Below are 26,713 nucleotides of genomic sequence, written 5' to 3' on the forward strand. Positions count from 1 at the left end.
CCAAACAGAGCCTTGACGTCGATCAAAGTCGTGGGCTGCAGTTGGCGATAGGAAAGGCGCCGCCACACCTCATCAAGGACACCGAGACCATGGACGATTGCTCCGCACACGGCCCCATTCCCCTGTCGCTGGACGAGGCGGTCGCCCGCGTCGCGCAGGGTTATGGCGCGGTGACCGGGACGGAGGAGGTGCCGCTGCGTCAGGCGCTCGGCCGCGTGCTGGCGGAGGAGGTGGTGGCCCCGGTCAATGTGCCGCCGGCCGACGTCTCCGCCATGGACGGCTGGGCCTTCGCCGCCGCGGCGGGGGAGGGGTTCCGGCGGCTGGACATCGTCGGGCGTGTGCCGGCCGGATCGACGTTCGACGGCATCGTTGGGGCAGGGCAGGCGGTGCGCATCTTCACCGGCGCGCCGGTGCCGGCCGGGGTCGACACCGTGGCGATGCAGGAGGATTGCCGGACCGACGGCGACGCCGTGCTGGTCCCGGCCTCGCTGAAGCGCGGCTCCAACGTCCGTCTGTCCGGGGAGGACATGACCGCCGGCGCGGTGGTTCTGCATTCCGGCCAGCGCCTGCGCGCACAGGAGGTCGGGCTCGCCGCCGCGGTCGGCCGCTCCAGCCTGATCGTGCGCAAGCGATTGACCGTTGTGCTGTTCTCCACCGGCGACGAGCTGCGGGAGCCGGGGACGCCGAAGCCCGACCACGCCATCTATGACGCCAACCGCTATACGCTGGCCGCCCAGCTCGACGCGCTGGGGGTGGAGGTGCGCGACCTCGGCATCCTGCCCGACCGGCCGGACGCCACCCGCGCCGCCCTGGCCGAGGCCGCCGGCACCGCCGACCTGATCGTCACCAGCGGCGGGGTTTCGGTCGGCGAGGAGGACCATGTCAAGGCGGCGGTCAACGCGCTGGGCTCGATCGACCTGTGGACGCTGGCGATCAAGCCGGGCAAGCCGCTGGCGCTCGGCCGCGTCGGCGACACGCCTTTCCTGGGGCTGCCCGGCAATCCGGTGTCGGCGATGGTGACCTTCCTGCTGGTCGGCCGGCCGCTGGTGCTGCGCCTGTCCGGGGCGACCGGCATCGCCACGCCGCGCAGCCTCGTTGTCGCCGACTTCACCTTCACCAAGAAGCCGGGCCGCCGCGAGTTCCTGCGCGCCCGGCTGGAGCGCGGCGCGGATGGCCGCCCGGTCGCCGTGAAGTTCCCCAGCAACAGCTCCGGCGTGCTGACCTCGATGGTGGAGGCCGACGGGCTGGTCGACATGCCGGCGGAGGCCACCGCGGTGAATCCCGGCGATCTGGTCGATTTCCTGCCCTTCACCGGTCTGTTCGCGTGACGCTGGAGCAGCTGCGCATCTTCGCCACGGTGGCGGAGATGCTGCATTTCACCCGTGCCGCCGAGGTGCTGCACCTGTCGCAGCCGGCGGTCAGCGCCGCCATCGCCGCGCTGGAGGCGGAGCATGGCCTGCGCCTGTTCGACCGCATCGGCCGCCGGGTGGAGCTGACCGCCGCCGGTCAGCTGCTCCACGGTCAGGCCCGCGCCATCCTGGCGAAGGTGGACGAGGCCGGGACCATGCTGGCCGAGCTGTCGGGACTGTCGCGTGGCGCGCTGCGGCTGGCGGCGAGCCAGACGGTCGGCAATCACTGGCTGCCGTTGCGGCTGCTGCGCTTCGCCGCCGCTTATCCCGGCATCCGCGTCGACCTGTCCATCGGCAACACCGAGCAGGTGGCCGAGGCGGTGCGCGACGGCCGGGCCGAGCTGGGCATCGCCGAGGGGGTGGTGACCGATCCGGCTCTGGTCAGCGAACCGGTCGAGGGCGACCGGCTGCGGCTGGTGGTGGGGGGCTCCCATCCCTGGGCCGGGCTTGGCCGGGTGGGGCGGGACGAACTGGCGGCCGGGCGCTGGATCCTGCGCGAACCCGGCTCCGGCACCCGCGCGCTGTTCGAATTGGCGGTGCGCGGCGTCGGTCTTGACCCCGCCGGGCTGGATGTCGCCATGACGTTGCCCGGCGGCGGGATGATCCGCGCGGCGCTGCTCGCCGGTGTCGGGGCGAGCGTTCTGTCCGACCTGATGCTGACCGAGGATTTGGCGGCTGGGCGGATCGTGGCGCTGGAAGGGCTGGACCTGCCGGCCAGGCCTTTCCATTTGGTTCGCCACCGCGACCGCTACCGCAGCATCGCCGAACGGGCATTCGTGCGCGTGGCGGTGGACGACATTCCCTCTCCCTCCCGGGGAGAGGGTTAGGGTGAGGGGGACGCGCGGCGAGGATCTTCAAGAATCTCGCACTCTCCGTTCCCCACCGACTCCACCCCATGCATCCCCCTCACACCGACCCTCTCCCCGGGGGGGAGAGGGGGATCTGGCTGCCTATCGAGAAGTGGCATCGGCGGTTCGGCCTATCGCAACAGCCTGATTATCGGCGCTATAACCGGTTCGATTCGGTTTCCGGTTGTAAGGCGACAAGATGGCACGGCTGCTGACTCTGCTCTGGGTCCTCGTGGTGATGGTTTTTGCGGCCGGTCCGGTCCGTGCCGACTACACGCCGCCGGGGGCGCTGTCCGACGCCACCGCCTATGCCAACGGGCTGCTGCTGAAATCGCCGCCGCAGCCCAAGCCGCAGGTCATCGCCGACCTGCTCAAGCAGGCCCATGCCGCCCGCGACCGCAAGGACATGGCCGGCGCCATCCAGGCCTATGAGAAGACCATCACCCAGGGCGGCGGCTCGCCGTCGGTCTGGCTGGAGCTGAGCGCCGCCTGGACTGCCGCCACCCCGCCGAACAAGGACCGCGCGCTGCAGAGCGCCGTGATGGCCGGGCAGTTCAACCCGAAGGACGAGGAGCGCGTCGCCATCCTCTGGCGCATCGCCACCCTGATGGACGAGGCGTTCGGCAAGCCGGACGAGGCGGTGAAGGCGCTGAATGCGATTCGCGAGCTGGCGCCGAAGCTGGACACGGCGACACTCGATGCCCGCGCGCCGAAGCTGGAGGAACGCTATGTCGCCATGCGCCGCAAGGCCGGGCTGGCGATGACCGGCGTGACCGTGAATGCGGAGGGCAGCAGCCCGCGCGTCTGCTTCCAGTTCAACGACCGGCTGAGCGGCAAGCAGGGCGTGCGCTTCGACGACTATGTCCGGGTGGAGCCGCCGACGAAGACCGCCATCGAGGCGCGTGACAACAGCCTGTGCCTGCGCGGCGTCACCCATGGCAACGGCTACACCGTCACCCTGCGCCAGGGCCTGCCCGGCGAGGACGGCGTGGCGCTGAAGGCCGACGAGACCCAGCGCGTGCGCGTGCCCGACCGGCCCTCCATGGCGGCCTTCCGCGGCTCCGCCTACATCCTGCCGCGCAAGGGCGCCGACGGCATCCCGGTGGTCAGCGTCAACACCGACCGGCTCGACGTGTCGGTCTACCGCATCGCCGACCGCGCGCTGGTCTCCAACAAGTATGACGCCAGCCTGTTCAGCGAGCTGACCGGCTATACCGCCGACCGGCTGGCCCAGGAGAATGGCGAGCTGGTGTGGACCGGCTCGTTGGAGGTGAAGGGCGAGCGCAACCGCGACACCACCGCCGCGATCCCCTTCCGTCAGGCGGTGGGCGACGATCCCAAGGCCGGCCTCTATGTCGTTACCGCCCGCCCGCATGACGTCGAGGAGGGCGACCGCTGGGAGGCGCTGGCGACCCAGTGGGTCCTGCTGTCCGACATCGGCCTGACCAGCTTCCGCGGCGCCGACGGGCTGACCGTGTTCGCCCGCTCCTTCGGCTCGGCCAAGCCGCTGCCGGGGGTGGATGTCGCGCTGGTCGCCCGCAACAACACCGAACTGGCGCGGGTGAAGACCGACGAGTTCGGCCGCGCCCGCTTCGCGCCCGGCCTTTTGAAGACCGGCGGCAACGCGCCCGAGATGGTGATGGCCTATCTCGGCACCGATTTCGCCATGCAGGACCTGACCGGCGCCGCCTTCGACCTCAGCGACCGCGGGGTCGGCGGGCGTCCGGCGCCGGGGCCGATGGACGCCTTCGTCTATTCCGACCGCGGCGTCTACCGTCAGGGCGAGACGGTCAACCTGTCGATCCTGCTGCGCGACGACAAGACGGAGGCGGTCGACAATTTCCCGCTGACGGTGAAGGTCCTGCGCCCCAGCGGCACCGAATATTACAGCGGCGCCCTCAAGGGGCAGGAGGCCGGCGGCTTCTTCCTGCCGCTGAACCTGACCCGCACCGCGCCGCTCGGCGGCTGGGAGGTGCTGGTCTATGGCGACCCGAAGGGCGAGCCGATCGGCCGCGGCGGGTTCCAGGTCGAGGACTTCGTGCCGGTCAAGCTGGCGCTCGACCTGACCGCCAGCGCGCCGATCCTGGTGCCGAACCAGCCCTTCGAGGTGACGGCGCAGGGCCGCTTCCTCTACGGCCCGCCGGCCGCCGGTCTGGAGGGCACCGCCGAGGTGGCGCTGAAGCCCGACGCGATGCCCTATCCCGCCTTCAAGGACTATCGCTTCGGCCGGGTGCAGGACAACCCGACCGAGCGGCTCGACCCGCTGGAGTTCCCGACCACCGACGAGCAGGGCGTCTCGCACGTCGCCGTGACGCTGCCGGAGGTGCCCGACACCAGCAAGCCGCTGCGCGCCGACATCCGCGTCACCCTGTCGGAGCCGGGCGGGCGCCCGGTGCACAAGTCGGTGAGCGTGCCGGTGCGGCCCAAGACCTATGCGCTGGGCCTGCGCCCGCGCTTTTCCGACGGCCGCATCGGCGAGGGGGGCGAGGCCGCCTTCGATCTGGTCGCCGTGGCGCCGGACGGCAGCGCCATCGCCAAGCCCGGCGTCAAATGGGAACTGGTGGAGGAGCGTGTTTCCTTCGTCTGGTACCGCCGCGACGGCCGCTACAGCTACAACGCCTCGGTGCGCGACGTGCCGCTGGCCTCCGGAACCGTCGATGTCGGCGCCGACAAGCCGGCGCAGGTGGCGCTCGGCAAGCGCGACTTCGGCCGCTACCGGCTGGAGGTGACGGACAAGGCGGCCGGCGTCGCCAGCTCCTACCGCTTCTATTCCGGCTGGGCGAGCGGCGACGAGACCGCCGACATCCCGGACAAGCTGGAGGTCTCCACCGACAAGCAGTCCTACAAGCCGGGCGAGACCGCGCGCGTCCGCATCGCGCCGCCCTTTGCCGGCGAACTGCTGGTGACGGTGGCGACCGACCGCATCTTCGACGTCCGCACCCTGTCGGTCCCGGCCGAAGGGGCGACGGTGGAGATTCCGGTCGATGCCGCCTGGGGGCCCGGCGCCTATGTCACCGCCACCGCCTACCGCCCGCCGGTCAAGGGGCGGGAACGCCAGCCGGTGCGCGCCATGGGCGTCGCCTGGGTCGGCGTCGATCCGTCGGTGCGCACGCAGACCGTCGCGCTCGACGCGCCGCAGGTGATCCGCCCGCGCAGCCGGCTGGAGGTCGGGGTGAAGGTCGCCGCCGCCGATGGCGGGTCGATGGAGGACACCTATGTCACGCTGGCCGCGGTCGACGAAGGCATCCTGCGGCTGACCGACTTCGCCAGCCCGCAGCCGGAGAAGCATTATTTCGGCAAGCGTCGCCTCGGCCTGGACATCCGTGACGATTACGGCCGGCTGATCGATCCGCTCGACGGCCCCTATGGCGCCATGCGCCAGGGCGGCGATTCCAGCGGTGCCGGGCTGCCGGTGGTGCCCTTCAACGTGGTCTCGCTGTTCCATGGGCCGGTGAAGGTCGGCGCCGACGGCACCGCCCGCATCGGCTTCGACGTGCCGGACTTCAACGGCGAGCTTCGGCTGATGGCGGTGGCCTACAGCCGCGGCCGGGTCGGCTCCGCCGCCGGTCCGGTGACGGTGCGCGATCCGCTGGTGGCCGACGCCATCCTGCCGCGCTTCCTCGCCCCCGGCGACGACAGCCGCGTGACCCTGTCGCTGCACAATGTCGAGGCGGCGGCCGGCACCTATGAGGTGGCGGTCACCGCGCAGGACGCGGTGTCGGTGGAGGGCGGCACCCTTTCCGTCCCGCTGGCGAAGGGCGAGCGCAAGACGCTGGTCGTGCCGCTGAAGGGCGTCGCCGCCGGCATCGGCCATGTCGCCGTGGCGGTGAAGGGGCCGGAGAACCTGGCGCTGAGCCACGAGTACGGCATCACCGTCCGTCCGGCCCGCGCGGTGGAGACCCAGTTCGTCACCCGCCAGATCGCCCCCGGCGAGAGCGTCCGCTTCGATGGGGCGGAGCTGGCCACATATCTGCCGGGAACCACCAGCTGGTCGGCCAGTTTCACCACCGCGCCGCCCTTCGACGTCGCCGGCATCCTGCGGGCGCTCGACCGTTATCCGTTCGGCTGCCTGGAACAGACGGTCAGCCGCGCCCTGCCGCTGCTGGTGGTGCGCGACGTCGAACTGGCGCTTGGCAAGGACCGCAAGCCTGACGACGGGCTGGAGGCGCGGGTCCAGCAGGCGATTTCCCGCACGCTCGACAAGCAGCGCTTCGACGGAGCCTTCGGCCTGTGGGGTGCCCATGACGAGGCCGACGGCTGGCTGACCGCCTACGCCACCGAGTTCCTGGTCCGCGCCAAGCAGAAGGGGGAGGCGGTGCCGGACAAGCCGCTGACCGACGCCCTGACCTGGCTGCGCCAGCGCGCCATCGCCAGCGCGAGCGAGCCGGAGGAACTGGCGGTGCGCGCCTATGCCCTGCACACGCTGGCGCTGGCCGGCGTGTCGCTGCCGGGGCCGGCGCGCTACCTGCACGACACCGCGCTGGAAAAGCTGCCGACGCCGCTTGCCAAGGGGCAGCTCGGCGCGGCGCTGGCCCGCATGGGCGACAAGGAGCGGGCGGCCAGCGCCTTCGACAGCGCGGTCGCCCATCTGGCGCGCGAGGAGTGGCATGTCGATTACGGCTCCACCGTCCGCGACGCCGCGGCGCTGGTGGCGCTGATGACCGAGGTCGACATGGCCGGCACCCGCATCCCGGCGCTGATCGACCGGCTTCCGGCCTCCGCCACCGCCGCCGGCCGCACCAACACGCAGGAGAAGGCGTGGTCGGTGCTGGCCGCCGACGCCCTGCTGCGCGGCGCGCCGGCCAAGGTCGAAGTGACGCTGGGCGGTGCGAAGAAGGACGGCGCGCGGGTCGATCTGACCCCGACGCTGGCCCAGTTGAAGGCCGGCATCCCGGTCGCCAACGCCGGCAAGGCGGCGGTGTGGCAGGCGATGTCGCTGTCTGGCGTGCCGGTGGCGCCGCAGCCGGCGGCGCGCGAGGGGCTGCGCATCAAGCGCAACTTCTTCACCCGCAAGGGCGAGGTGCTGAACCTCGACAGCATCAAGCAGAACGACGTCTTCGTCGTCGTGCTGGAGGGCGAGGCCAACACCAAGCTGTTCCACCAGGGCATGGTCACACACGCGCTGCCCGCCGGCTGGGAAATCGAGAACGCCAAGCTGGGCGGCGGCACGCCGGAGGAGATGCAGTGGCTGGGCGATCTCAGCTACACCCGCACGACCGAGGCGCGCGACGACCGCTATGTCGCCGCGGTGGACCTGACGGAGGACCAGCAGACCTTCAAGCTGGCCTTCATCGTCCGCGCCATCACCCCCGGCACCTATGAACTGCCGGGCGCCACGTTGGAGGACATGTACAAGCCGCGCTTCTTCGCCCGCCAGACCACCGGGCGGATCACGGTCCATCCGGCGGAGTGACGATTGGCGCGGGTCTGGATGCGCAAGGCTTGGGTGCGGCGGACGGCGCTTGCCACGGCGGGCGTCGCCGCCCTGTTGGGGACGGCGCTGGCGCTCGACCGGCTGTTCCCGCCGCCGCTGGACCGGCTGGCCGACCTGTCGGTGACCGTCACCGACCGCAAGGGCCAGCCGCTGCGCGTCTTCACCAATGCGGCCGGCGCGTGGCGGCTGCCGGCGACGGTTGACGACGTGTCGCCCCTGTTGGTCGAGCTTCTGCTGGCCTATGAGGACCGGCGTTTCGAAAGCCATGCCGGCGTCGATCCGCTGGCGGTGCTGCGGGCGGCGGCGCAGAATCTGGGAGCGGGGAGGGTGGTCTCCGGCGCCTCCACCCTCACCATGCAGGTTGCCCGCCTGCTGGAGCCGCGCCCGCGCACCTTCGGCGCCAAGCTGATCGAGGCGGCCCGGGCGGCGCAGCTGGAATGGCGCTACGGCAAGCGCGACATCCTCGGCATGTACCTGACGCTCGCCCCTTATGGCGGCAATATCGAGGGGATCCGCGCCGCCTCGCTGATGCTGCTGGGCAAGGCGCCGGTGGAGCTGGACGCGGCGGAGGCGGCGCTGCTGGTCTCGCTGCCGCAATCGCCCTCCCGCCTGCGGCCCGACCGCTATCCGGAGCGGGCGCAGGCGGCGCGCGACAAGGTGCTGGACCGGGTGGCGGAGGCCGGCGCGCTGCCGCCCAAGGCGGTGGCGGAGGCGAAGACCCTGCCGGTACCCTCGGCCCGCCTGTCGCTGCCGGCGTCCGCCCCGCATCTGGCTGACCGGCTGCGCAGTGCCAATCCCGGCCATCCGGTGATCGCCACCACCATCGACGGCACGCTGCAGCACGCCATCGAGGCGATGGCCCGCCGGGCGGCGGAGACGCTGAACCCGCAGGCCGGGCTGGCGGTGCTGGTGGTGGACAACCGCGACCGCTCGGTCCTGGCCTATCTCGGCAGTCCCGACGCGCTGGACGAGACGCGGCAGGGACCGATCGACATGGTGCGGGCGGTGCGCTCGCCGGGGTCGGCGCTGAAGCCCTTCATCTATGGGCTGGGCTTCGACGACGGCATCATCCACCCGCTGACCCAGATCGCCGACGTCTCCACCCGCTTCGGCGACTGGGCGCCGCGCAACTTCGACCGCAGCTTCACCGGCGACCTGACGGTGATGGAGGCGTTGCAGCGCTCGCTGAACGTGCCGGCGGTGCTGGTGCTCGACCGCGTCGGGCCGCTGCGCTTCGCCGAGGCGCTGCGCAAGGCCGGCGTCCGGCTGGTGCTGCCCCGCGGCACGGCGCTGCCGGGACTGCCGGTGGCGCTCGGCGGGGCATCGATCAGCCTGTGGGATATGACGACTCTCTACAGCGGGCTGGCGCGCGACGGGTTGGTGGCCCCGCTGCGCACCACGGCGGAGCAGCAGGACGGGCCGGAGCAGCGGCTGCTGTCGGCCACCGCGGCGCAGCAGGTGCGGGCGATTCTGGAAGGCTCCCCGCCGCCGCCGGGGGTGGTGCAGGCGCAGGAACTGCGCGGCAGCGGTCCGGTGGCGCTGAAGACCGGCACCAGCTATGGCTTCCGCGACGCCTGGGCCTTCGGCGTCACCGGCCGCTACACGGTGGGGGTGTGGGTCGGCCGGCCGGACGGCACGCCCAGCCCCGACCATTACGGCCGCAACACCGCCGCCCCGCTGCTGTTCGAGGTGTTCGACCGGCTGCCGGCCGAGCGTGGCCGTCCCGCCGGGCCGGTGCGCAACGATGCGCCGCCGGAACTGCTGCGGCGCCTGCGGCCGGGCGAGGTGGAGTTGGCCGGCTCGCGCCAGACCGACCGGCTGCGCCTGACCTTCCCGGTCAGCGACATGGTGCTGGAGGCGCTGGGGCCGGACGGCAGGGGGGAGCCGATGACCCTGACCGCCAGCGGCGGGCGGCGCCCGCTGTCCTGGCTGATCGACGGCCGGCGCATCGCCCAGTCGCCCATCGCGCGCGAGGTGCTGTGGCGGCCGGCGGGGCCGGGGGTGGTGCGGGTGACCGTGCTGGACGCCGACGGCCGCAGCGACAGCGCGACCGTCGAGATTCGCTGACCCCCAATCAGGTACGGCTAAGAGGCGCGGCGCAGGCCGAACGGCGCGTCGTCGCGCTGGCTCCACACCCGCGTGCGCACCCGCATCTGCTTCTGGCAATCCACCGAGCAATAGAGCGGCGCCGGTCCCCGCGTGGACGGACGGACGAAGGGACGACCGCAGCAGGCGCAATGCAGCTGGCGGGTCGCGGTTTGCGGGAAATTGGCCGGACGGGCGGAGGCGGACATCTGGAAGGGTTCGGGCTGGTTTCGGGTGACCGCCAATATAGGGGTGGTGTGTTGCAGTTCCATGCTCGGGAAAACGCCTAAGACCGAATGGGTAGAAGGCTTGTCCCGCGGTGGGAGGTGGTTGACCGGTTCGGCCCTCGGGCCTATCTGAAAAGGCTGACAACAAGCGGGAGCGGTGCGGTGCCGATGCGCGTCGCCGACTGGATGCGAAGGTTGAGCGGTGTCGCGGGGGCGATGGTCCTCGTGATGTTCGGCCTGCTGCTGTGGTCGGGCGCCGCCACCGCCGCGTGCCCGCATGAGCGGCCGGGTTCACCCGCCACTGTCGCGTCGCGCACTATGTCCCACGCGATGGATGCGACCAGGGTGGACCATGGCCGGCAGGCACCGGGCCGACCGCACCATGCGGTGCAGCCCTGCTGCGCCGGAATGGCCTGCGCCGCCGTGCCGGTCGGATTGCCGGGTGCCGAGCTGGCGTCGCCGCTCGGGTCGGCGGGGCCCAAGTTGGGCTGGGCCGCCGGGCCGTTGCGCGAGGGGCTGGGCCTGCGCCCCGATCTGCCGCCACCCCGGCTGGGATGATGGTCTTGCGCCGCAGGTCCTGAACGGCGCCGTCATCCGTCCCATCTCCCCCGATCATCCGGAGTCCGTCATGGCTCTCGCGCTTTCCCGCCGCCGTCTGCTATCCACGGCGGTGGCCGGCGGCTGTGCCGCCCTGCTGCCGTCCTTTTCCCGCTCCGTCCTGGCAGCCGCTCCCGTTCCCGGCCCGACTGCCGGTGACGCCGTCCGCCTGACCGTCGAGCGCCGCACCCTGGAGGTGAACGGCAAGGCCGCCAGCATGTTCGGCATCCGCCAGCCCGACGGCACGCATGGGCTGACCCTCGATCCCGGCCGGCGCTTTCTGGTCGACCTCACGAACAGGGCCGGGGAGGACGCCGTCATCCACTGGCATGGCCAGACGCCGCCCTATGTCCAGGACGGCGTCGCCGACGTGAACCGGCCGACGATCCGCGACGGCCTGACGGTGCGCTACGACTTCGCGCCGCGCACCGGCACCCACTGGATGCACTCCCACCACGGGATGCAGGAACAACGGCTGATGGCCGCCCCCCTGGTGGTCCGCAGCGACGAGGATCTCCGCGCCGACGAGCAGGAGGTGGTCATCCTGCTGCACGACTTCACCTTCCGCGACCCGGCCGAGATTCTGGCGTCGCTGGGCGGGCCGTCCGGCGGGATGGGGCATGGCGGGCATGGTGCCACGAGCATGGGGCAGGGGGCCATGAACCACGGCTCCATGGATCATGGCGCCATGAATCATGGCCAGATGAACCACAGCCAGATGAGCCAGGGCCAGATGAGCCAGGGCCAGATGAGCCAGGGCCAGATGAACCACGGCGCCATGGGGCACGCGTCCACGCCTCAGGCCAACGGGCATGACATGATCGGCATGTCCGGCGGCATGGCGATGGACCTGAACGACATCGATTACGACGCCTATCTCGCCAACGACCGCACCCTTGCCGATCCGCAGGTGGTGCGGGTGGAACGCGGCGGGCGGGTGCGGCTGCGCGTCATCAACGGCGCCACCTCCACTGCCTTCCATCTCGACCTCGGGCGGCTGACCGGGCAGGTGATCGCCGCCGACGGCAACCCGGTGCAACCGTTGGCGGGCAGCCGTTTCGGCCTGTCGATGGGGCAGCGGCTCGACATCCGCCTGACCTTGCCCGCCGACGGCGGCGCCTTCCCGATCCTGGCTCTGCGCGAAGGGGCGGTGCAGCGCACCGGCATCATCCTCGCCACCCCCGGCGCGGCGGTGGAGAAGGTCGCGGAGACGGGGCAGGCGGAGACCGACGCGCTGGACCTGTCGCTGGAACGCCAGTTGGTCGCGATGACGCCGCTGGCGGCGCGGACGGCCGACCAGACGCGGCGGATGCAGCTGACCGGGTCGATGATGCCCTATGTCTGGAGCCTGGACGGCAGGACCTTCGGCCAGCACCGTCCGCTGCTGGTCCGCCATGGCCAGCGGGTGGAGCTGACCTTTGAAAACGCCTCGATGATGGCCCATCCCATGCACCTGCACGGCCACCATTTCCAGGTGGTGGCGATCGACGGCCGGCCGGTGGCGGGGGCGGTGCGCGACACCGTTCTGGTGCCGATGATGGCCAGCGTGACCGTCGCCTTCGACGCCGACAACCCCGGCCGCTGGCCGCTGCACTGCCACAACCTGCTGCACATGGCGACGGGGATGATGACGGAGGTGGTCTATGAGGGGTTCGTCTGAGAAGGGCTGACGCGCAGCATTGAACCGCGAGCCCAACCCTCTCCCGGTCTGAAAGCCGGGGGAGGGCGGGCGGTCAGCAGCCCCTCACAGCTCCTCCGCCGGCTCCCACCCGTCCGGCGCCATCCTGAACCCGGCGAACTCAAAGGCCGGCGCCACGGTGCAGCTCACCAGCGACCAGCCGTCCGGTCCGTCTGCCAGGCTCCGCGCCGCCTGCCACGCCCCGACCGGCACCACCGCCTGCGGCCGTTCGCCAGCGGCGATGTCCATCCCCAGCCGTCGGCGCTCGACCGTCCCGCCTTCTTCGAAAATCGAAAGCTCCAGCGGCGCCCCGCCATGCCAGAGCCAGATCTCCACGGCATCCACGGTATGCCAGTGCGACCGCTCCCCCGCCCGCAGCAGGAAATAGATCGCCGTCACCGCCCCGCGCTCGCCATCCGCCGGCGCCCGATAGGTCTCGACGTAACAGCCCCCTTCCGGATGCGGCTGCAACCCCATCAATTCGATCAGCCGCTCGGCGGACAAGGCGTGTTCAGGCGTCGTCAGTGTCGCCCAAATGGATGGTCAGGTCGAAGGTCACCCGCGTGTCCTCATAGATCGTGGACAGCGGCAACGTCATCTCCAGCGCGGCGATCGTAAGCACGCCTTCCCGCCCGGAGATCAACTCATGGGTCCAGCCGTCGTCCGCCCGGCGGAAGCTTTCCACCACAGCCACGCGCTGATGGACCAGCACATATTGGGTCAGGGAGGGCAGGGTGCGGTAAGCTGCGCTTTTGGTTGTGTGGTCGTAGCTCGACGTGCTGTCCGACAGCACCTCGACGATCACCGTCGGCTCGGTTGCCAGCCGGTCGCGGTCGTCCAGCGCAGTACAGGTGACGAAGACGTCCGGATAGAACACCGACTCGTCGGCCAGGATCCGCATCGTCTCCTGGAACACCCGGCAGGGCGAGCCGCGCAGCGCCGCGCGCAGGGCGGCGTAGATGTTGCCGGAGATCTGGTTGTGGGCGACCGTCCCACCGACCATGGCGACGATCTCGCCCTGGAGGAATTCGTGGCGGCTTTCCTGCCGCTCCTCCCAGGCGAGAAACTCGTCCAGCGTCATCCGGCGCTGTTTGCGCAGGGCCATGGCCGCCCTCCCGGTCAGTAATAGGTTGCCCTGTCTTTCTACACCGACCGCATCCGCGCCGCCATGCCCAGCCCGTCGCGCAGTTCCGGCATCAGCATCGCCCCCAGCATGGCGATCACCGGCAGCACCGCGTAATCGCCCTGCGCCGCCGCGTCGATCAGCTCACGCGCGCTGTGCAGCTCGATCCGCATGTCCTCAAGATCGCCGTTATCGGGCTCCGCCACCTTGCGGGCGCCCTTGGCGTGGAACATGTGGCAGGTGCTGCCCTTGGAATTAGCCCCGACGACGAAGCCGCCCAGCGCCGTCCAGTCGTCGGCGGCATAGCCGGTCTCTTCCAGCAGTTCGCGCTTGGCGGCCTCCAGCGGCTCCTCGCCAGGGTCGATGGCGCCGGCCGGGAAGGTCAGGCTGACGCGCCGCGCCCCGTGCTTGTAGGTGCGCAGCATCACGACCTTGCCGTCCTCGGTCTCGACATACATCAAGGCGAAGTCGGGCTGGTCCAGCTGATAGAAATTCTCCACCGTCCGCCCGTCCGGCAGCCGCACCGTCTCCGCCCGCACCTTCAGGTATGGGCTGGCGTCGAGCAGCTCCCGGCTGCCCACCACCTCCCACGGCTTCAGTTCGTCGCTCATGCGGCGTTTCCATAGGGAGGCTGGGTGAAGCCGGCGGGGGAGAGGGTGAAGATCTCGCAGCCGTCCTCCGTGATGCCGATCTGGTGCTCGAACTGTGCCGACAGCGAGCGGTCGCGGGTGACCGTGGTCCAACCGTCGGAGAGGATTTTCACCTCCGGCCGGCCGGCGTTGATCATCGGCTCCACCGTGAAGATCATGCCGGGGCGCAGTTCCACGCCGGTGCCGGGCTTGCCGAAATGATCGACATGCGGGGCGCCGTGGAAGACCTGCCCGATGCCGTGCCCGCCGAAATCGCGCACGACGGAGCAGCGCGCCGCTTCCGCCATCGTCTGGATGGCATGGCCGATGTCGCCCAGATGATTGCCCGGCTTGGCCTGGGCGATGCCGGCCATCATGCAGCGGTACGTCAGATCGACCAGCTTGCGCGCCTTCACGCCGATCTTCTCGCCGACGAAATACATGCGGCTGCTGTCGCCGTACCAGCCGTCGAGGATCACGGTGACGTCGATGTTGACGATGTCGCCCTCGACCAGCGTCTTGTCGTCGCTGGGGATGCCGTGGTTGACGATGTGGTTGGGCGAGATGCAACTGCTGGCCGGATAGCCCTGATAGCCCAGCGTCGCCGGAATCCCGCCGCGGTCACGCTGGAACTCCTCGATCAGCTTGTCGAGTCGCCCGGTGCTGACGCCCGGCACCACGAAGGGTACGATGTAGTCCAGTGTCTCGGCAGCCAGCCGGCAGGCGTTGCGCACCGCCTCGAACCCTTCCGGACCGTGCAGCACGATCCGCCGTCCATCCTTGTCCATCAAACCGTCATCCGTCACGTAATTCCTCTGACATCTTTCAACCGCTGCGCTCATCCGCAGACGGCGCAACAAGCTATCACGCCGGGGGTCTGAAAAAAGCCCCTGCATTCCACCCCTGCAAACGTAGGATTCGGCGGAACGGCTTGCTATATGTGGCGGGCCCTATCCCCATCGGACTACCAGACCTTTGGCGAAGCCCACCACCCGATATGTCTGTCAGGCCTGCGGCGCCTCCTTCCCGAAATGGGCAGGCAAGTGCGACGCCTGCGGCGAATGGAACAGCCTCGTCGAGGAGGCGGCGCCCGACAGCGCGCCCAAGGGGCTGGGCACCGCGCGCGGCCGCCGCATCGACTTCGTCGGCCTGCATGGCTCCAGCGAGGCGCCGGCGCGCCGCATGACCGGCATCGCGGAGTTCGACCGCGTCTGCGGCGGCGGGCTGGTTCCCGGCTCGGCGATCCTGATCGGCGGCGACCCCGGCATCGGCAAATCGACCCTTCTGCTCCAGGCGATGGCCCGGCTGTCGCAGGACCACCGCTGCGCCTATGTCTCGGGCGAGGAGGCGGTCGATCAGGTCCGCCTGCGCGCCCAGCGCCTTGGCTGCGCCACCGCCCCCGTCGATCTGGCCTCGGCCACCAGCGTGCGCGACATCGTCGCCTCGCTGGACGACGCCAAGGGTCCGGAGGTGATCGTCATCGATTCGATCCAGACCATGTATATGGACAATCTGGACAGCGCCCCCGGCACCGTCGCCCAGGTCCGCGCCAGCGCGCAGGAGCTGATCCGCGTCGCCAAGCGGCGCGGCGTCGTCCTGCTGCTGGTCGGCCATGTCACCAAGGAAGGCATGATCGCCGGTCCCCGCGTGCTGGAGCACATGGTGGACACCGTCCTCTATTTCGAAGGCGAACGCGGCCACCAGTTCCGCATCCTGCGCGCGGTGAAGAACCGCTTCGGCCCGACCGACGAGATCGGCGTGTTCGAGATGGGCGACGCCGGTCTCGGCGAGGTCGCCAACCCGTCCGCCCTGTTCCTGGCCGAACGCCGCGGCGACGTGTCCGGCGCCGCCGTCTTCGCCGGGATGGAGGGCACCCGCCCCGTCCTGGTGGAGGTGCAGGCGCTGGTCGCCCCGTCGCCGCTCGGCACGCCGCGCCGCGCCGTCGTCGGCTGGGACTCGGCCCGTCTCGCCATGGTGCTGGCGGTGCTGGAGGCGCGCTGCGGTGTGCAGATCGGCGCCAACGACGTCTATCTGAACGTCGCCGGCGGCCTGCGCATCACCGAACCCGCCGCCGACCTCGCCGTCGCCGCCGCGCTGGTGTCTTCGCTGACCGGGGAGCCGGTTCCCGCCGACGCCGTGGTGTTCGGCGAGATCGGCCTGTCGGGCGAGGTCCGCGCCGTCGGCCAGAGCGACACGCGCCTGAAGGAGGCGGCGAAGCTCGGCTTCTCCTCCGCCATTTTCCCGGCGCGCCGCACCGGCAAGAAGAGCAGCCGCGGCGACAACGGTCTGAAAACTGTCGAGCTCCAGCAGTTGGGCGAGCTGATGCCGCTGTTCCAGCCGCAGGGCTCCTCCGGCCGGCCGCCTTCGCGTCGCCCTCACGACGACAACGACACGCGCCGCTGGCGCGATGACGAATACATCTGACCGCACCCCCGTCATCAATCGGTACAGGCAATCGGCACAGGGACATGGACAATCTTCCCGTCAATCCGGTCGACATCGTCGTCATCGCCGTCGTGCTACTGGCCGCGCTTCTGGCCTTCAGCCGAGGTCTGGTGGCCGAGGTCGTGTCGGTCGCCGCCTGGGCCGGCGCCGCGATCGTCACGCTCTACGCGCTGCCCCATGTCCTTCCCTACGCGCAGATCTATATCCGCTTCGAGATGCTGGCCTACGCCGCCTCGGCGGTGGCGGTGTTCATCGTCGCGCTGATCGTGCTGTCGCTGCTGGGGCGCAGCCTGTCGCGCGGGGTGCAGGCCTCGGCCCTGTCGGCGCTCGACCGCACGCTGGGTTTTGCCTTCGGGCTGGTGAAGGGCGGGGTGCTGGTGTCCATCGCCTACCTGTTCTTCGTCTGGCTGGTGCCGAATCAGGCCGAACAGCCGGTGTGGCTGCAGCAGGCGAAGACCCGCCCCTTCCTGGCCGCCGGCGCCGAGACCCTCTATGCCTTCGTGCCGGAGACTCTGCGCCGGGAAGGTCTCGGCCAGATGGACATGGCGCGCGACCGTGCGCGTCAGGCGATTGAGGCCAAGCAGGCGCTCGACCGCCTGTCGACACCGGTGCCCAGCCCCGCGAAGACCGGGGGTGCGCAGGCGCCCGATACCGGTTATAAGGACCGCGACCGCGCCGACCTTGAAAGGCTGATGCAGAACAACGCCCGCTGAGCTTGACCGCTCGGTTTCGGCGCTATCGACGTTTGTGGACCGTTTTTTCGTTGCATGTGCTGACGCGCGCCCTCGGCGCCTCTTGGACGAAGGACTTCTGGTGATGCTGACGACGCATCCGTTCGACGACGACAAGCTGCGCGAAGAGTGCGGCGTGTTCGGCATCTACGGCAACCCGCAGGCGGGCGCCATCACGGCGCTGGGCCTGCACGCCCTGCAGCACCGCGGGCAGGAGGCGGCGGGCATCGTCAGCTTCGACGGCGGGCGCTTCCATCTCCAGCACACGCTGGGCCTTGTCGGCGACCATTTCAGCTCCGAGGCGATCATCGCCAAGCTGAAGGGCGGCAGCGCCATCGGCCATGTGCGCTACGCCACCACCGGCGACACCTCGATCCGCAACGTCCAGCCGCTCTATGCCGATTTCGAGTTCGGCGGCTTCGCGCTGGCCCACAACGGCAACCTGACCAACGCGCAGGCCCTGCGCCGCCAGCTGGTCCGCCGCGGCTGCCTGTTCCAGTCCTCCACCGACACCGAGGTGATCGTCCACCTGATGGCGACCGCCCGCGGCGGCTCGCCGGTCGATCGCCTGATCGAGGCGGTGCGGCAGGTCGAGGGCGCCTTCTCCCTGGTGGCGCTGACCTCCAAGGAGGTGATCGGCGTGCGTGACGCGCTCGGCGTCCGTCCGCTGGTGCTGGGCAAGCTGGGCGACACCCATCTGCTGGCGAGCGAGACCTGCGCCTTCGACATCGTCGGCGCCGAATATGTCCGCGACGTCGAGCCGGGCGAGATGATCGTCATCGACGGCAGCGGCGTCCACAGCCTGCGCCCGTTCCAGCCGCAGCAGCGCCGCCTGTGCATCTTCGAATACATCTACTTCGCCCGTCCCGACAGCGTGATGGAGGGCACCTCCGTCTATCAGGCGCGCCAGCGCATCGGCCGTGAACTGGCCCGCGAGGCCGGCGTGCCCGCCGACGTGATCGTGCCGGTGCCCGACAGCGGCGTGCCCGCGGCGCTGGGCTACGCCCAGGAAGCCGGCGTGCCCTTCGACCTCGGCATCATCCGCAACCACTATGTCGGCCGCACCTTCATCGAGCCGACCGACCAGATCCGCCACCTCGGCGTGAAGCTGAAGCACAACGCCAACCGCGCGATGATCGAGGGCAAGCGCGTCGTGCTGGTCGACGACAGCATCGTTCGCGGCACCACCTCGAAGAAGATCGTCGAGATGGTGCGCGCCGCCGGTGCCGCCGAAGTGCACATGCGCATCTCCAGCCCGCCGACCTCGCACCCCTGCTTCTACGGCATCGACACGCCGGAGCAGGGCAAGCTGCTGGCCCACCGCATGACGGTGGAGCAGATGCGCGAGTTCATCCAGGCCGACAGCCTCGCCTTCATCTCGCTCGACGGCCTGTATCGCGCCATGGGCGAGCAGAAGCGCGACCCGGCCAATCTCGGCTACTGCGACGCCTGCTTCACCGGCGACTACCCGATTCCACTGACCGACGCGCTGGAAAATCCGCCGGTCGAGGCGAACGTCGCCGTCCGCGCCTGATTTCACACCCTCTCCCGTCCCGGGAGAGGGTTTTTCATATGTGAACGAACAATAATCCCAGGAAACGAGTCGTCCCCATGTCCCGTCTCTCCGGCCGCATCGCCCTCGTCACCGGTGCATCGCGCGGCATCGGCGCCGCCGTCGCCAAGCGCTTCGCCGCCGAAGGCGCCCATCTGGTCCTGGTCGCCCGCACCGTCGGCGGGCTGGAGGAGACCGACGACGCCATCCAGAAGATCTCCGGCCAGTCGGCGACCCTGGTGCCGATGGATCTCCGCGACTACGACAAGATCGACCAGCTCGGCCACGCGCTCTACCAGCGGTTCGGCAAGCTGGACATCGTCGTCGGCAATGCCGGTGCCCTGGAGGCGCTCGGCCCGGTCGCCCAGTATGATCCGAAGCTGTGGGCGCGGGTGATGGACCTGAACGTGACGGCGAATTTCCGCCTGATCCGTTCGATGGACCCGCTGCTGCGCGCGTCGGGCACCGGCCGCGCCATCTTCGTCACCTCGGCCGCCGCCAAGGCGCCGCACCATTACTGGATGCCCTACGGCGCCAGCAAGGCGGCCTTGGAGATGATCGTGAAGACCTACGCGATGGAGGTCTCCGGCTCGACCCTGCGCGTCAACCTGATCGACCCCGGCGTGGTGGCGAGCAAGCTGCGCACCCAGGCCTTTCCAGGCGAGGATCCGACGAAGGTTGCTCAGCCCGACGATGTGACGGAGCCGTTCGTGGAGTTGGCCGAGGCCGGCTGCGAGCGCCACGGGGAGCTGGTGCAGGCGCAGTGAGTGTGTGGTGGGGCGTCGGCTGACGATGCCCCCACCTAACCTCCCCCGCTGGGCGGGGGAGGGACTGCCGCTGAACGCCGACAAAGGTCCAATCCCTCCCCCGCCCAGCGGGGGAGGTTAGGTGGGGGTCTAACGCAGCATCCCCCTTAGCCGATACAGCTCCTCCAGTGCCTGCCGCGGCGTCAGACTGTCCGGATCAATCCCCGCAAGCGCCTCCTCCACCGCAGACGGCCCTGCAGGCGCCACCTCCGCCTCCACCTTCGCCGCCGGACGCTTCAGCGCCGCGCTGAACAGCGGCAAATCCTCTGCCAGCCGGTGGATCGTCGCGTTCTGGTCGCCCGACTCCAGCAGTTTCAACACCTCGTCGGCCCGCCCGACCACCGCCGGCGGCAGGCCGGCCAGCTTGGCGACGTGGATGCCGTAACTGCGGTCCGCCGCCCCCGCCGTCACCTCGTGCAGGAACACCACGTCGCCCTGCCATTCCTTGATCCGCATGGTGTGGCAGGACAGCGCCGGCAGCTTCGACGCCAGCATCGTCAGCTCGTGGTAATGCGTGGCGAACAGCGCCCGGCAGCGGTTCACGTCATGCAGATGCTCGACGCAGGCCCAGGCGATCGACAGCCCGTCGAAGGTCGCCGTGCCGCGCCCGATCTCGTCGAGGATCACCAGAGCCCGCGCGCCCGACTGGTTCAGGATCGCCGCCGTCTCCACCATCTCGACCATGAAGGTGGAGCGTCCGCGCGCCAGATCGTCGGCCGCACCGACACGGCTGTACAGCCGATCCACCACCCCGATATGCGCCTGTTCCGCCGGCACGAAGCTGCCCATCTGCGCCAGCACCGCGATCAGCGCGTTCTGCCGCAGGAAGGTGGACTTACCGGCCATGTTCGGACCGGTCAGCAGCCACAGCCGGTTGTCCGGCGCAAGGTCGCAGTCGTTGGCCACGAACGGCCCGCCATGGGCGGCGTCCAGCACCGCCTCCACCACCGGATGACGCCCGCCCTTGATGGTGAAGCCCAGGCTGTCATCCACCAGCGGACGGCTGTAGCGCCGTTCCTCCGCCAGTTCGGCCAGCGAGGTGGCGACGTCCAGCGCCGCCAGCGCATGGGCAGCCTGGGCGATGGCGTCTGCGTTCCCGGCGACCACCTCCACCAGCCCGGCGAACAGCTCCAGTTCCACCGCCAGCGCCCGGTCGGCGGCTTCCGAAATGCGGCGCTCCAGATCCGACAGCTCCACCGTGCCGAAGCGCACGGCGTTCGCCATGGTCTGCCGGTGCATGAAGACCTCGCGGGCCCGGTCCGACATCAGCTTGTCGGCATGGGCGGCGGTGACCTCGATGTGATAGCCCAGCACGTTGTTGTGCTTGACCTTCAGCGACGGCACCCCGGCGATCTCGGCATATTTCGTCTGCAATCCGGCGATCAGCCGCCGGCTCTCGTCGCGCAGCGTCACCAGCTCGTCGAGCGCATAGCTGTAGTCGCGGGCGATGAAGCCGCCGTCGCGGGCCAGCAGCGGCAGCTCCGGCGCCAGCGCCTGGGTCAGCTGGTCGACCAGTTCCGAATGCGCGCCCAGCCGCTTGTCGAGCGCCGCCAGACCGTCCGGCAGCGGCATGGATCCTGCCAGCAGCTCGCGGACCAGCCCGGCCTGCCGCAGCCCGTCGCGGATCGCCGCCAGATCGCGCGGCCCCCCACGCCCCAGGGTCAGTCGCGACAGCGCGCGTTCCAGATCGGGGCAGCTCCGCAAGGCGCCGCGCAGTTCACCGCGCAGCCGCTCCTCGGCCAGCGCGAACTCCACCATGTCCAGCCGGCGCCCGATGGCGGCCGGATCGGTCAGCGGGGCGGCCAGATGGGCGCAGAGCAGCCGGGCGCCGGCCCCCGTCACCGTGCGGTCGATGGTGGCGAGCAGGCTGCCGCGCCGCTCCCCGCTCAGCGTCCGCGTCAGTTCGAGGTTGCGCGCGGTGGAGGCGTCGATCTCCATCACCGCGCCCGGCCCCAGCCGGCGCGGCGGCGACAGCCGGGGCACGCGTCCCTTCTGCGTCAGCTCGACATAGCCGACCAGCGCGCCGGCCGCCGCGACCTCCGCCCGGCTGAAGTTGCCGAAGGCGTCGAGCGTGCCGACTCCATACTGGCTCAGCAGGCGCTGCTTGCCGTTCTCGCTGTCGAATCGCGGGTTGGGCTGCACGGTCAGCCGCGACTTCCATTCGCCCCACAGCTCGAACAGCTCCGGCGTCTGGCTCAGCTTCTCGGAGATCAGCACTTCCTGCGGATCGAGGCGCCCCAGCGCCGCGCCCAGTCCGGAGCGCTCCACCGGCTGCACCACCAGCTCGCCGGTCGACATCTCCAGCCAGGCCAGCCCCAGCCCGCCCGCCGTCTCCGCCACCGCCGCCAGCCAGTTGGAGGAGCGGGCGTCGAGCAGGCTGTCCTCGGTCAGGGTGCCGGGGGTGACGATGCGGATGACGCCGCGCTTCACCACCGATTTCGACCCGCGCTTCTTCGCCTCGGCCGGGTCTTCCATCTGTTCGCAGATGGCGACGCGGAAGCCCTGGCGGATCAGGCGCTGCAGGTAATTCTCGTGGGAATGCACCGGCACGCCGCACATCGGGATGTCTTCGCCCAGATGCTGGCCGCGCTTGGTCAGCGCGATGTCCAGCGCCGCCGCGGCATTGACCGCATCCTCGAAGAACATCTCGTAGAAGTCGCCCATCCGGTAGAACAGCAGGCAATCGGGATGCGCCTGCTTGATCTCCAGATACTGCGCCATCATCGGGGTGGCGTCGGGCGGGATGACGATTTCTGCGGTGTCGGACACGGGAACCACGGGGCCTTGGGTGGGTGTTTTATCAGGCGCGCACCCTATCACGGGATATGCAGCCGCGGGATAGGCGGGTTGGCCGAGCATGGGACAATCAGACGCGCACCAACGACTCGAGGGTCCGTCCCTGTTGCGGTTGACGGGCGCGCGCCGCCGGTCGCTACAATAGGGCAAGCTGAAAAATAGGGAGACGGCCATCATGACGCAAATGACCGAGGAAACCGTACCCGCCGAGGTGCGGGAGGTCGTTGCCCTCTTCTCCACCCGCGCCGGTTTCGACCGTGCGGTGGAGGCGCTGCTGGCGGCCGGCTACGACCGTGCCGACCTGTCGGTGCTGGCCAGCCACGCCTCGCTGGACGCCGCCGATCCGAAGGGCAAGCCGCGGGACGAGGCGCTGACCGGTCTGGTGGGCGAACTGAAATATGCCTTCCCCCTGACTACCGCCGGTCTGATCGCCATTGTCGGCGGCCCGATCGAGGCGGCGCTGGCGGCCCTTGTCGCGGCCGGCGTCGGCGGCGCCGCCATCAAGGACTATCTGGACGAACTGACCAGCCACCCCAAGCCCGACGAGTTCACCCGTGCGCTGGAAGCCGGCGGCGTCATCCTGTGGGTGCGAATCGACACGCCGGACCAGGAGGCCCAGGCAGCATCCCTGCTGGAGCGCGAGGGCGGTGTGAATGTGCATGTGAGCGTGCGGGAGGGGTGAGATAGGGTTCTGCGGGCCGTCAAAGCCCTCTCCCGCCCCGGGAGAGGGAGGGGACCCGCCGGAGGCGGGGAGGGTGAGGGGGACTCCAAGAATCCCGATCCGCATGGCTTCGTGCCTAACCCCTCACCCTTCCCATGCTCCGCATGGGCCCCTTCCCTCTCCCGGGGCGGGAGAGGGACACCCCTCACGCCGCCCGAGCCCGCTCCATCCCGCGCCGCTCCACCATCCGTAGCCCGTGCACCCGGTACTGCGCCTGGACGATGGACGCCCATCCCATCCGGATCAGCGACAGCTTCACCGTGTCAGACACATCGTCGCCGGTGACGAGGTCGGTCACCTGCCACATCAGCGTGTCGTCCACCGACCGCGGGAACATCGCCGCGACCCGCAGCAGCCGCGCCATCAGCGCCGCCGTGGTCTGCCGGCCCAGCCCGCGTTCGGCCAGCGTCAGCGCGTCGTTCAGCGCCGCCAACTCCCGCCGCCCCTTCAAGGTAGGCTCTCCCGCCGCGCGCCCCGTGATCGTCCGGCCGGTCATGGCCCATCTCCCGCAATACGCTCCGTATGGGACCAGTCTGGCCCCGCAACACGGGTACCGCTGTGACGGCCGTCACAACCGCAGGCACAAGCACCGCCCGGCGCACTGGTTTTCCAGTGCGGGCGTGCTACCTGAAGGCTTTACCGCTATAGTGCGACCGTTGCGGCCGGTCCGGATCGCCTGAACGCCGCTGTTGAAGCCGCCCCAGAAGCCGAGGTTCCCCCCGACCGATGCTGTCCGCCCGCTCCAAGGCGCCGACCCCGCCAGAGTCGCCCGCGCCCGCCATCCCGAACAAGCGCGCCATCATCTCCCGTCGCAAGCTGGCGGGGGAGCTGGAGGATCTGGTCGCCGAACACGGCACCGGCGACAAGCTGCGGCCGGCGCTGATCGCCTGCCTGCGCAAGGCGCTGGCCGACGGCCGGGCGGAGGTGCGGCAGCGCTTCGACGCCGGCGGATCGGGCGAGCAGTGCGTGCGGGAGAACTGCTATCTCGCCGACCGGCTGGTCGGCACGCTGGCGGACTTCACCGTCCGCTTCATCTTCCCCACCGCCAATCCGACCTCCGGCGAGGTGTTCGACGTGGCGGCCACCGGCGGCTATGGCCGTGGCGAGCTGGCGCCGTTTTCCGACATCGACCTGCTGTTCCTGCTGCCCTACAAGCGCACGCCGCGGGTGGAGCAGGTGGTCGAATACATGCTCTACATCCTGTGGGATCTCGGGCTGAAGGTCGGCCATGCCGTGCGCAGCGTCGACGACTGCATCCGCCAGTCCAAGGCCGACGTCACCATCCGCACCGCCATCCTCGAATCGCGCTATCTCTGGGGTCCGGGCAAGCTGTTCGCCGAGTTGCGCAAGCGCTACGACAAGGAGGTGGTCGCCGGAACCGGCCCCGAATTCGTCGAGGCCAAGCTGGCGGAGCGCGACAACCGCCACCAGAAGATGGGCGACAGCCGCTATGTGCTGGAACCCAACCTGAAGGACGGCAAGGGCGGCCTGCGCGATCTCCAGACCCTGTTCTGGATCGCCAAGTATCTCTACCGCGTCGAGGGCGTCGACGAGCTGGTCGGCAAGAAGGTGCTGACGCCGGAGGAGGCGCAGCGCTTCGCCAAGGCGCAGAACTTCCTGTGGACCGCGCGCTGCCACCTGCATTACCTGACCGGCCGTCTGGAAGACCGCCTGACCTTCGACGTCCAGACCAGCATCGGCGCCGCCATGGGCTACACCGACCATGCCGGCACCAAGGGCGTCGAGCGCTTCATGAAGCATTACTTCCTGGTCGCCAAGGATGTCGGCGACCTGACGCGCATCTTCTGCGCCGCGCTGGAGGCCGAGTCGAAGCGTCCGCCCAAGTTCAACCTGCTGCGTCTGGCCTCCGTCGCCCGGCGCAAGGACGTGGACGGCTTCATCGTCGACGGCGAGCGGCTGAACGCCCGCAGCGACAAGCAGTTCAAGGAACAGCCGATCGACATGATCCGCCTGTTCCACACCGCGCAGATGAACGACATCGACATCCACCCGGCGGCGTTGCGCTCCATCACCCGCTCGCTGACCGCCATCGGCCCGAAGCTGCGCAACGATCCGGAGGCCAACCGCCTCTTCCTCGACATCCTGACCGGTCCCAAGGACCCGGAAATCACGCTGCGCCGCATGAACGAGGCCGGGGTGATGGCCCGCTTCATCCCCGATTTCGGCCGGGTCGTCGCGCAGATGCAGTATGACATGTACCATGTCTACACGGTGGACGAGCACACGCTGTTCGCTCTCGGCATCCTGCACAAGATCGCGTCCCACGAGCATGCCGACGAGCTGCCGCTGTCCACCGAGGTGATCCACAAGGTCGTCTCGAAGCGCGCGCTCTACGTCGCCGTGCTGCTGCACGACATCGCCAAGGGCCGCGGCGGCGACCATTCGGTGCTGGGCGCCCGCGTGGCGGAAAAGCTCTGCCCGCGTCTCGGCCTGACAGCGGAGGAAACGGAAACCGTGGCGTGGCTGGTGCGCTGGCACCTCGCCATGTCGCACACCGCCTTCAAGCGCGATCTGGAGGACGACAAGACCGTCCGCGACTTCGTGGCCCTGGTCCAGTCGCCGGAACGCCTGCGCCTGCTGCTGGTGCTGACCGTCGCCGACATCCGCGCCGTCGGCCCGCAGCGCTGGAACAACTGGAAGGCCACGCTTCTCCGCGAACTCTACAACCGCTCCGAAGAGTTGATGTCCGGCGGCATGACCGTCGAGGGGCGCGGCCGGCGCATCCAGTCGGCCCAGGCTGCGCTCCGCGCCGAACTGACCGACTTCGACGACGAGGCGTTCGAGCGTCACAAGAGCCTCGGCTATCCCGGCTACTGGCTGGCCTTCGACACCGACACCCTGGCCCATCAGGCCCGCCTCGTCCGCGAGGCGGAGCGGGAGCAGCGCCCGCTGACGGTGGAGACCCGCGTCGACCGCGGCCGGGCGGTGACGGAGGTGACGATCTACGCCACCGATCACAGCGGCCTGTTCTCCCGCCTCGCCGGGGCGCTGGCCGCCTGCGGCGCCGACATCGTCGATGCCCGCATCTTCACCATGACCAACGGCATGGCGCTCGACGTCTTCTCGGTGCAGGACGCCGCCGGCGGCGGTGCGTTCGAGAGCGGGGACAAGCTCGCACGGCTGTCGGTGATGATCGAGAAGGTGCTGTCGGGCCAGCTGAAGCCGCTGAACGACCTGTCGACCCGCCGCACCACCCAGGCCAGCCGCACCCGCGTCTTCCATGTGCCGCCGCGCGTGCTGATCGACAACAACGCCTCCACCACCCACACGGTGATCGAGGTCAACGGCCGCGACCGTCCCGGCCTGCTCTACGACCTGACCCGCGCCCTGTCGAACCTGACCCTGCAGATCAGCTCGGCCAAGGTCTCCACCTTCGGCGAGAAGGCCATCGACGTCTTCTATGTGAAGGACGTCTTCGGCCTGAAGGTGACGCATGAGGGCAAGCTGGCAAAGATCAAGGAACGCCTGCTGAGCGCCCTCGACGACCCCACCGGCGACGCCCCCCCGCCCGCGACGGTGAAGCGGGCCAGGACGAAGGTGACGGGGTCCTAATAAACCCCCTCTCCCCGGAGCGGTAACCCTCTCCCCCCCGGGGAGAGGGCTGGGTGAGG

Annotated in this window: 19 protein-coding genes; 12 read left to right on the forward strand and 7 right to left on the reverse strand. The window is 69.9% G+C overall.

The features are described 5' to 3' along the window. The first annotated feature begins 89 nt into the window (after positions 1-89). The 4 genes from glp (at position 90) to pbpC (ending at position 9,758) form a co-directional block, all read left to right on the forward strand. Complete coding sequence (glp, locus tag ACCD06_RS08410; RefSeq protein ID WP_413340022.1) at positions 90-1,328, forward strand: gephyrin-like molybdotransferase Glp; 1,239 nt, start codon at positions 90-92, stop codon at positions 1,326-1,328. Beyond that, positions 1,325-2,236, forward strand: coding sequence for a LysR substrate-binding domain-containing protein (locus ACCD06_RS08415; protein WP_413340024.1), 912 nt, complete (start codon positions 1,325-1,327; stop codon positions 2,234-2,236). Before glp ends, ACCD06_RS08415 begins: the two co-directional genes overlap by 4 nt. A gap of 220 nt (positions 2,237-2,456) precedes the next feature. Beyond that, positions 2,457-7,670: an MG2 domain-containing protein gene (locus ACCD06_RS08420; RefSeq protein ID WP_413340026.1), complete on the forward strand. Its 5,214-nt coding sequence runs from the start codon at positions 2,457-2,459 to the stop codon at positions 7,668-7,670. Between the two features lie 3 nt (positions 7,671-7,673). Further along, positions 7,674-9,758, forward strand: a complete 2,085-nt coding sequence (gene pbpC, locus ACCD06_RS08425; protein WP_413340028.1) for a penicillin-binding protein 1C — start codon at positions 7,674-7,676, stop codon at positions 9,756-9,758. Between the two features lie 17 nt (positions 9,759-9,775). Here the strand turns inward: pbpC and ACCD06_RS08430 are convergent, their stop codons facing one another. After that, positions 9,776-10,048, reverse strand: a complete 273-nt coding sequence (locus ACCD06_RS08430) for a hypothetical protein (protein ID WP_247882721.1) — start codon at positions 10,046-10,048, stop codon at positions 9,776-9,778. A 150-nt stretch (positions 10,049-10,198) separates the two neighbouring features. Here ACCD06_RS08430 and ACCD06_RS08435 point away from each other — a divergent pair, with 150 nt between their 5' ends. Then, a complete protein-coding gene (locus tag ACCD06_RS08435; RefSeq protein WP_413340030.1) occupies positions 10,199-10,561 on the forward strand; it encodes a hypothetical protein in 363 nt (120 codons plus the stop codon). Positions 10,562-10,631: 70 nt separating this feature from the next. Further along, complete coding sequence (locus tag ACCD06_RS08440) at positions 10,632-12,260, forward strand: multicopper oxidase domain-containing protein (RefSeq protein ID WP_413340032.1); 1,629 nt, start codon at positions 10,632-10,634, stop codon at positions 12,258-12,260. Positions 12,261-12,344: 84 nt separating this feature from the next. Here ACCD06_RS08440 and ACCD06_RS08445 read toward each other — a convergent pair whose 3' ends face one another. From ACCD06_RS08445 to map, 4 genes are read right to left on the reverse strand one after another with little or no spacing between them, the layout of a single operon-like run. Further along, positions 12,345-12,782 (reverse strand): cupin domain-containing protein, encoded by a 438-nt coding sequence (locus tag ACCD06_RS08445; protein ID WP_413340034.1) that lies wholly within the window; start codon positions 12,780-12,782, stop codon positions 12,345-12,347. Between the two features lie 7 nt (positions 12,783-12,789). After that, a complete protein-coding gene (locus ACCD06_RS08450; RefSeq protein WP_413340036.1) occupies positions 12,790-13,383 on the reverse strand; it encodes a Uma2 family endonuclease in 594 nt (197 codons plus the stop codon). Between the two features lie 38 nt (positions 13,384-13,421). Beyond that, a complete protein-coding gene (locus ACCD06_RS08455; RefSeq protein ID WP_413340038.1) occupies positions 13,422-14,012 on the reverse strand; it encodes an NUDIX domain-containing protein in 591 nt (196 codons plus the stop codon). Further along, entirely contained in the window at positions 14,009-14,818 is an 810-nt protein-coding gene (gene map / locus ACCD06_RS08460) for a type I methionyl aminopeptidase (RefSeq protein WP_413340040.1), read from the reverse strand. Before map ends, ACCD06_RS08455 begins: the two co-directional genes overlap by 4 nt. Positions 14,819-15,005: 187 nt before the next feature. Here map and radA point away from each other — a divergent pair, with 187 nt between their 5' ends. From radA to ACCD06_RS08480, 4 genes are all read left to right on the forward strand, one after another. Next, entirely contained in the window at positions 15,006-16,454 is a 1,449-nt protein-coding gene (radA, locus tag ACCD06_RS08465; RefSeq protein ID WP_413340042.1) for a DNA repair protein RadA, read from the forward strand. Between the two features lie 44 nt (positions 16,455-16,498). Beyond that, a complete protein-coding gene (locus ACCD06_RS08470) occupies positions 16,499-17,188 on the forward strand; it encodes a CvpA family protein (RefSeq protein WP_109074476.1) in 690 nt (229 codons plus the stop codon). 103 nt (positions 17,189-17,291) lie between these two features. Beyond that, positions 17,292-18,740, forward strand: a complete 1,449-nt coding sequence (purF, locus tag ACCD06_RS08475; protein ID WP_413340045.1) for an amidophosphoribosyltransferase — start codon at positions 17,292-17,294, stop codon at positions 18,738-18,740. A gap of 77 nt (positions 18,741-18,817) precedes the next feature. Beyond that, a complete protein-coding gene (locus tag ACCD06_RS08480; protein WP_413340047.1) occupies positions 18,818-19,525 on the forward strand; it encodes an SDR family NAD(P)-dependent oxidoreductase in 708 nt (235 codons plus the stop codon). A gap of 129 nt (positions 19,526-19,654) precedes the next feature. Here the strand turns inward: ACCD06_RS08480 and mutS are convergent, their stop codons facing one another. Further along, positions 19,655-22,288 (reverse strand): DNA mismatch repair protein MutS, encoded by a 2,634-nt coding sequence (gene mutS, locus ACCD06_RS08485; protein ID WP_413342477.1) that lies wholly within the window; start codon positions 22,286-22,288, stop codon positions 19,655-19,657. Between the two features lie 247 nt (positions 22,289-22,535). Between mutS and ACCD06_RS08490 the strand changes: the two genes are divergently transcribed. After that, positions 22,536-23,042, forward strand: a complete 507-nt coding sequence (locus ACCD06_RS08490) for a hypothetical protein (protein WP_413340049.1) — start codon at positions 22,536-22,538, stop codon at positions 23,040-23,042. Positions 23,043-23,226: 184 nt separating this feature from the next. Here ACCD06_RS08490 and ACCD06_RS08495 read toward each other — a convergent pair whose 3' ends face one another. Continuing rightward, entirely contained in the window at positions 23,227-23,577 is a 351-nt protein-coding gene (locus ACCD06_RS08495; RefSeq protein WP_136705446.1) for a hypothetical protein, read from the reverse strand. Between the two features lie 230 nt (positions 23,578-23,807). Here ACCD06_RS08495 and ACCD06_RS08500 point away from each other — a divergent pair, with 230 nt between their 5' ends. Beyond that, on the forward strand, positions 23,808-26,654 hold the full coding sequence (locus ACCD06_RS08500) for a [protein-PII] uridylyltransferase (protein WP_413340051.1): 2,847 nt from the start codon (positions 23,808-23,810) through the stop codon (positions 26,652-26,654). Positions 26,655-26,713 lie beyond the last annotated feature (59 nt).

It is taken from the genome of Azospirillum sp. CT11-132, assembly GCF_047302835.1.
Classification (GTDB): domain Bacteria; phylum Pseudomonadota; class Alphaproteobacteria; order Azospirillales; family Azospirillaceae; genus Azospirillum.

Coding starts and splice junctions, on each gene's coding strand:
- ACCD06_RS08480 (WP_413340047.1), top strand. CDS start 18,818: ATGTCCCGTCTCTCCGGCCGCATCGCCCTCGTCACCGGTGCATCGCGC.
- map (WP_413340040.1), bottom strand. CDS start 14,818: ATGGACAAGGATGGACGGCGGATCGTGCTGCACGGTCCGGAAGGGTTC.
- ACCD06_RS08430 (WP_247882721.1), bottom strand. CDS start 10,048: ATGGAACTGCAACACACCACCCCTATATTGGCGGTCACCCGAAACCAG.
- ACCD06_RS08420 (WP_413340026.1), top strand. CDS start 2,457: ATGGCACGGCTGCTGACTCTGCTCTGGGTCCTCGTGGTGATGGTTTTT.
- ACCD06_RS08455 (WP_413340038.1), bottom strand. CDS start 14,012: ATGAGCGACGAACTGAAGCCGTGGGAGGTGGTGGGCAGCCGGGAGCTG.
- mutS (WP_413342477.1), bottom strand. CDS start 22,288: ATGATGGCGCAGTATCTGGAGATCAAGCAGGCGCATCCCGATTGCCTG.
- ACCD06_RS08500 (WP_413340051.1), top strand. CDS start 23,808: ATGCTGTCCGCCCGCTCCAAGGCGCCGACCCCGCCAGAGTCGCCCGCG.
- ACCD06_RS08450 (WP_413340036.1), bottom strand. CDS start 13,383: ATGGCCCTGCGCAAACAGCGCCGGATGACGCTGGACGAGTTTCTCGCC.
- ACCD06_RS08470 (WP_109074476.1), top strand. CDS start 16,499: ATGGACAATCTTCCCGTCAATCCGGTCGACATCGTCGTCATCGCCGTC.
- ACCD06_RS08440 (WP_413340032.1), top strand. CDS start 10,632: ATGGCTCTCGCGCTTTCCCGCCGCCGTCTGCTATCCACGGCGGTGGCC.
- ACCD06_RS08495 (WP_136705446.1), bottom strand. CDS start 23,577: ATGACCGGCCGGACGATCACGGGGCGCGCGGCGGGAGAGCCTACCTTG.
- purF (WP_413340045.1), top strand. CDS start 17,292: ATGCTGACGACGCATCCGTTCGACGACGACAAGCTGCGCGAAGAGTGC.
- glp (WP_413340022.1), top strand. CDS start 90: ATGGACGATTGCTCCGCACACGGCCCCATTCCCCTGTCGCTGGACGAG.
- ACCD06_RS08490 (WP_413340049.1), top strand. CDS start 22,536: ATGACGCAAATGACCGAGGAAACCGTACCCGCCGAGGTGCGGGAGGTC.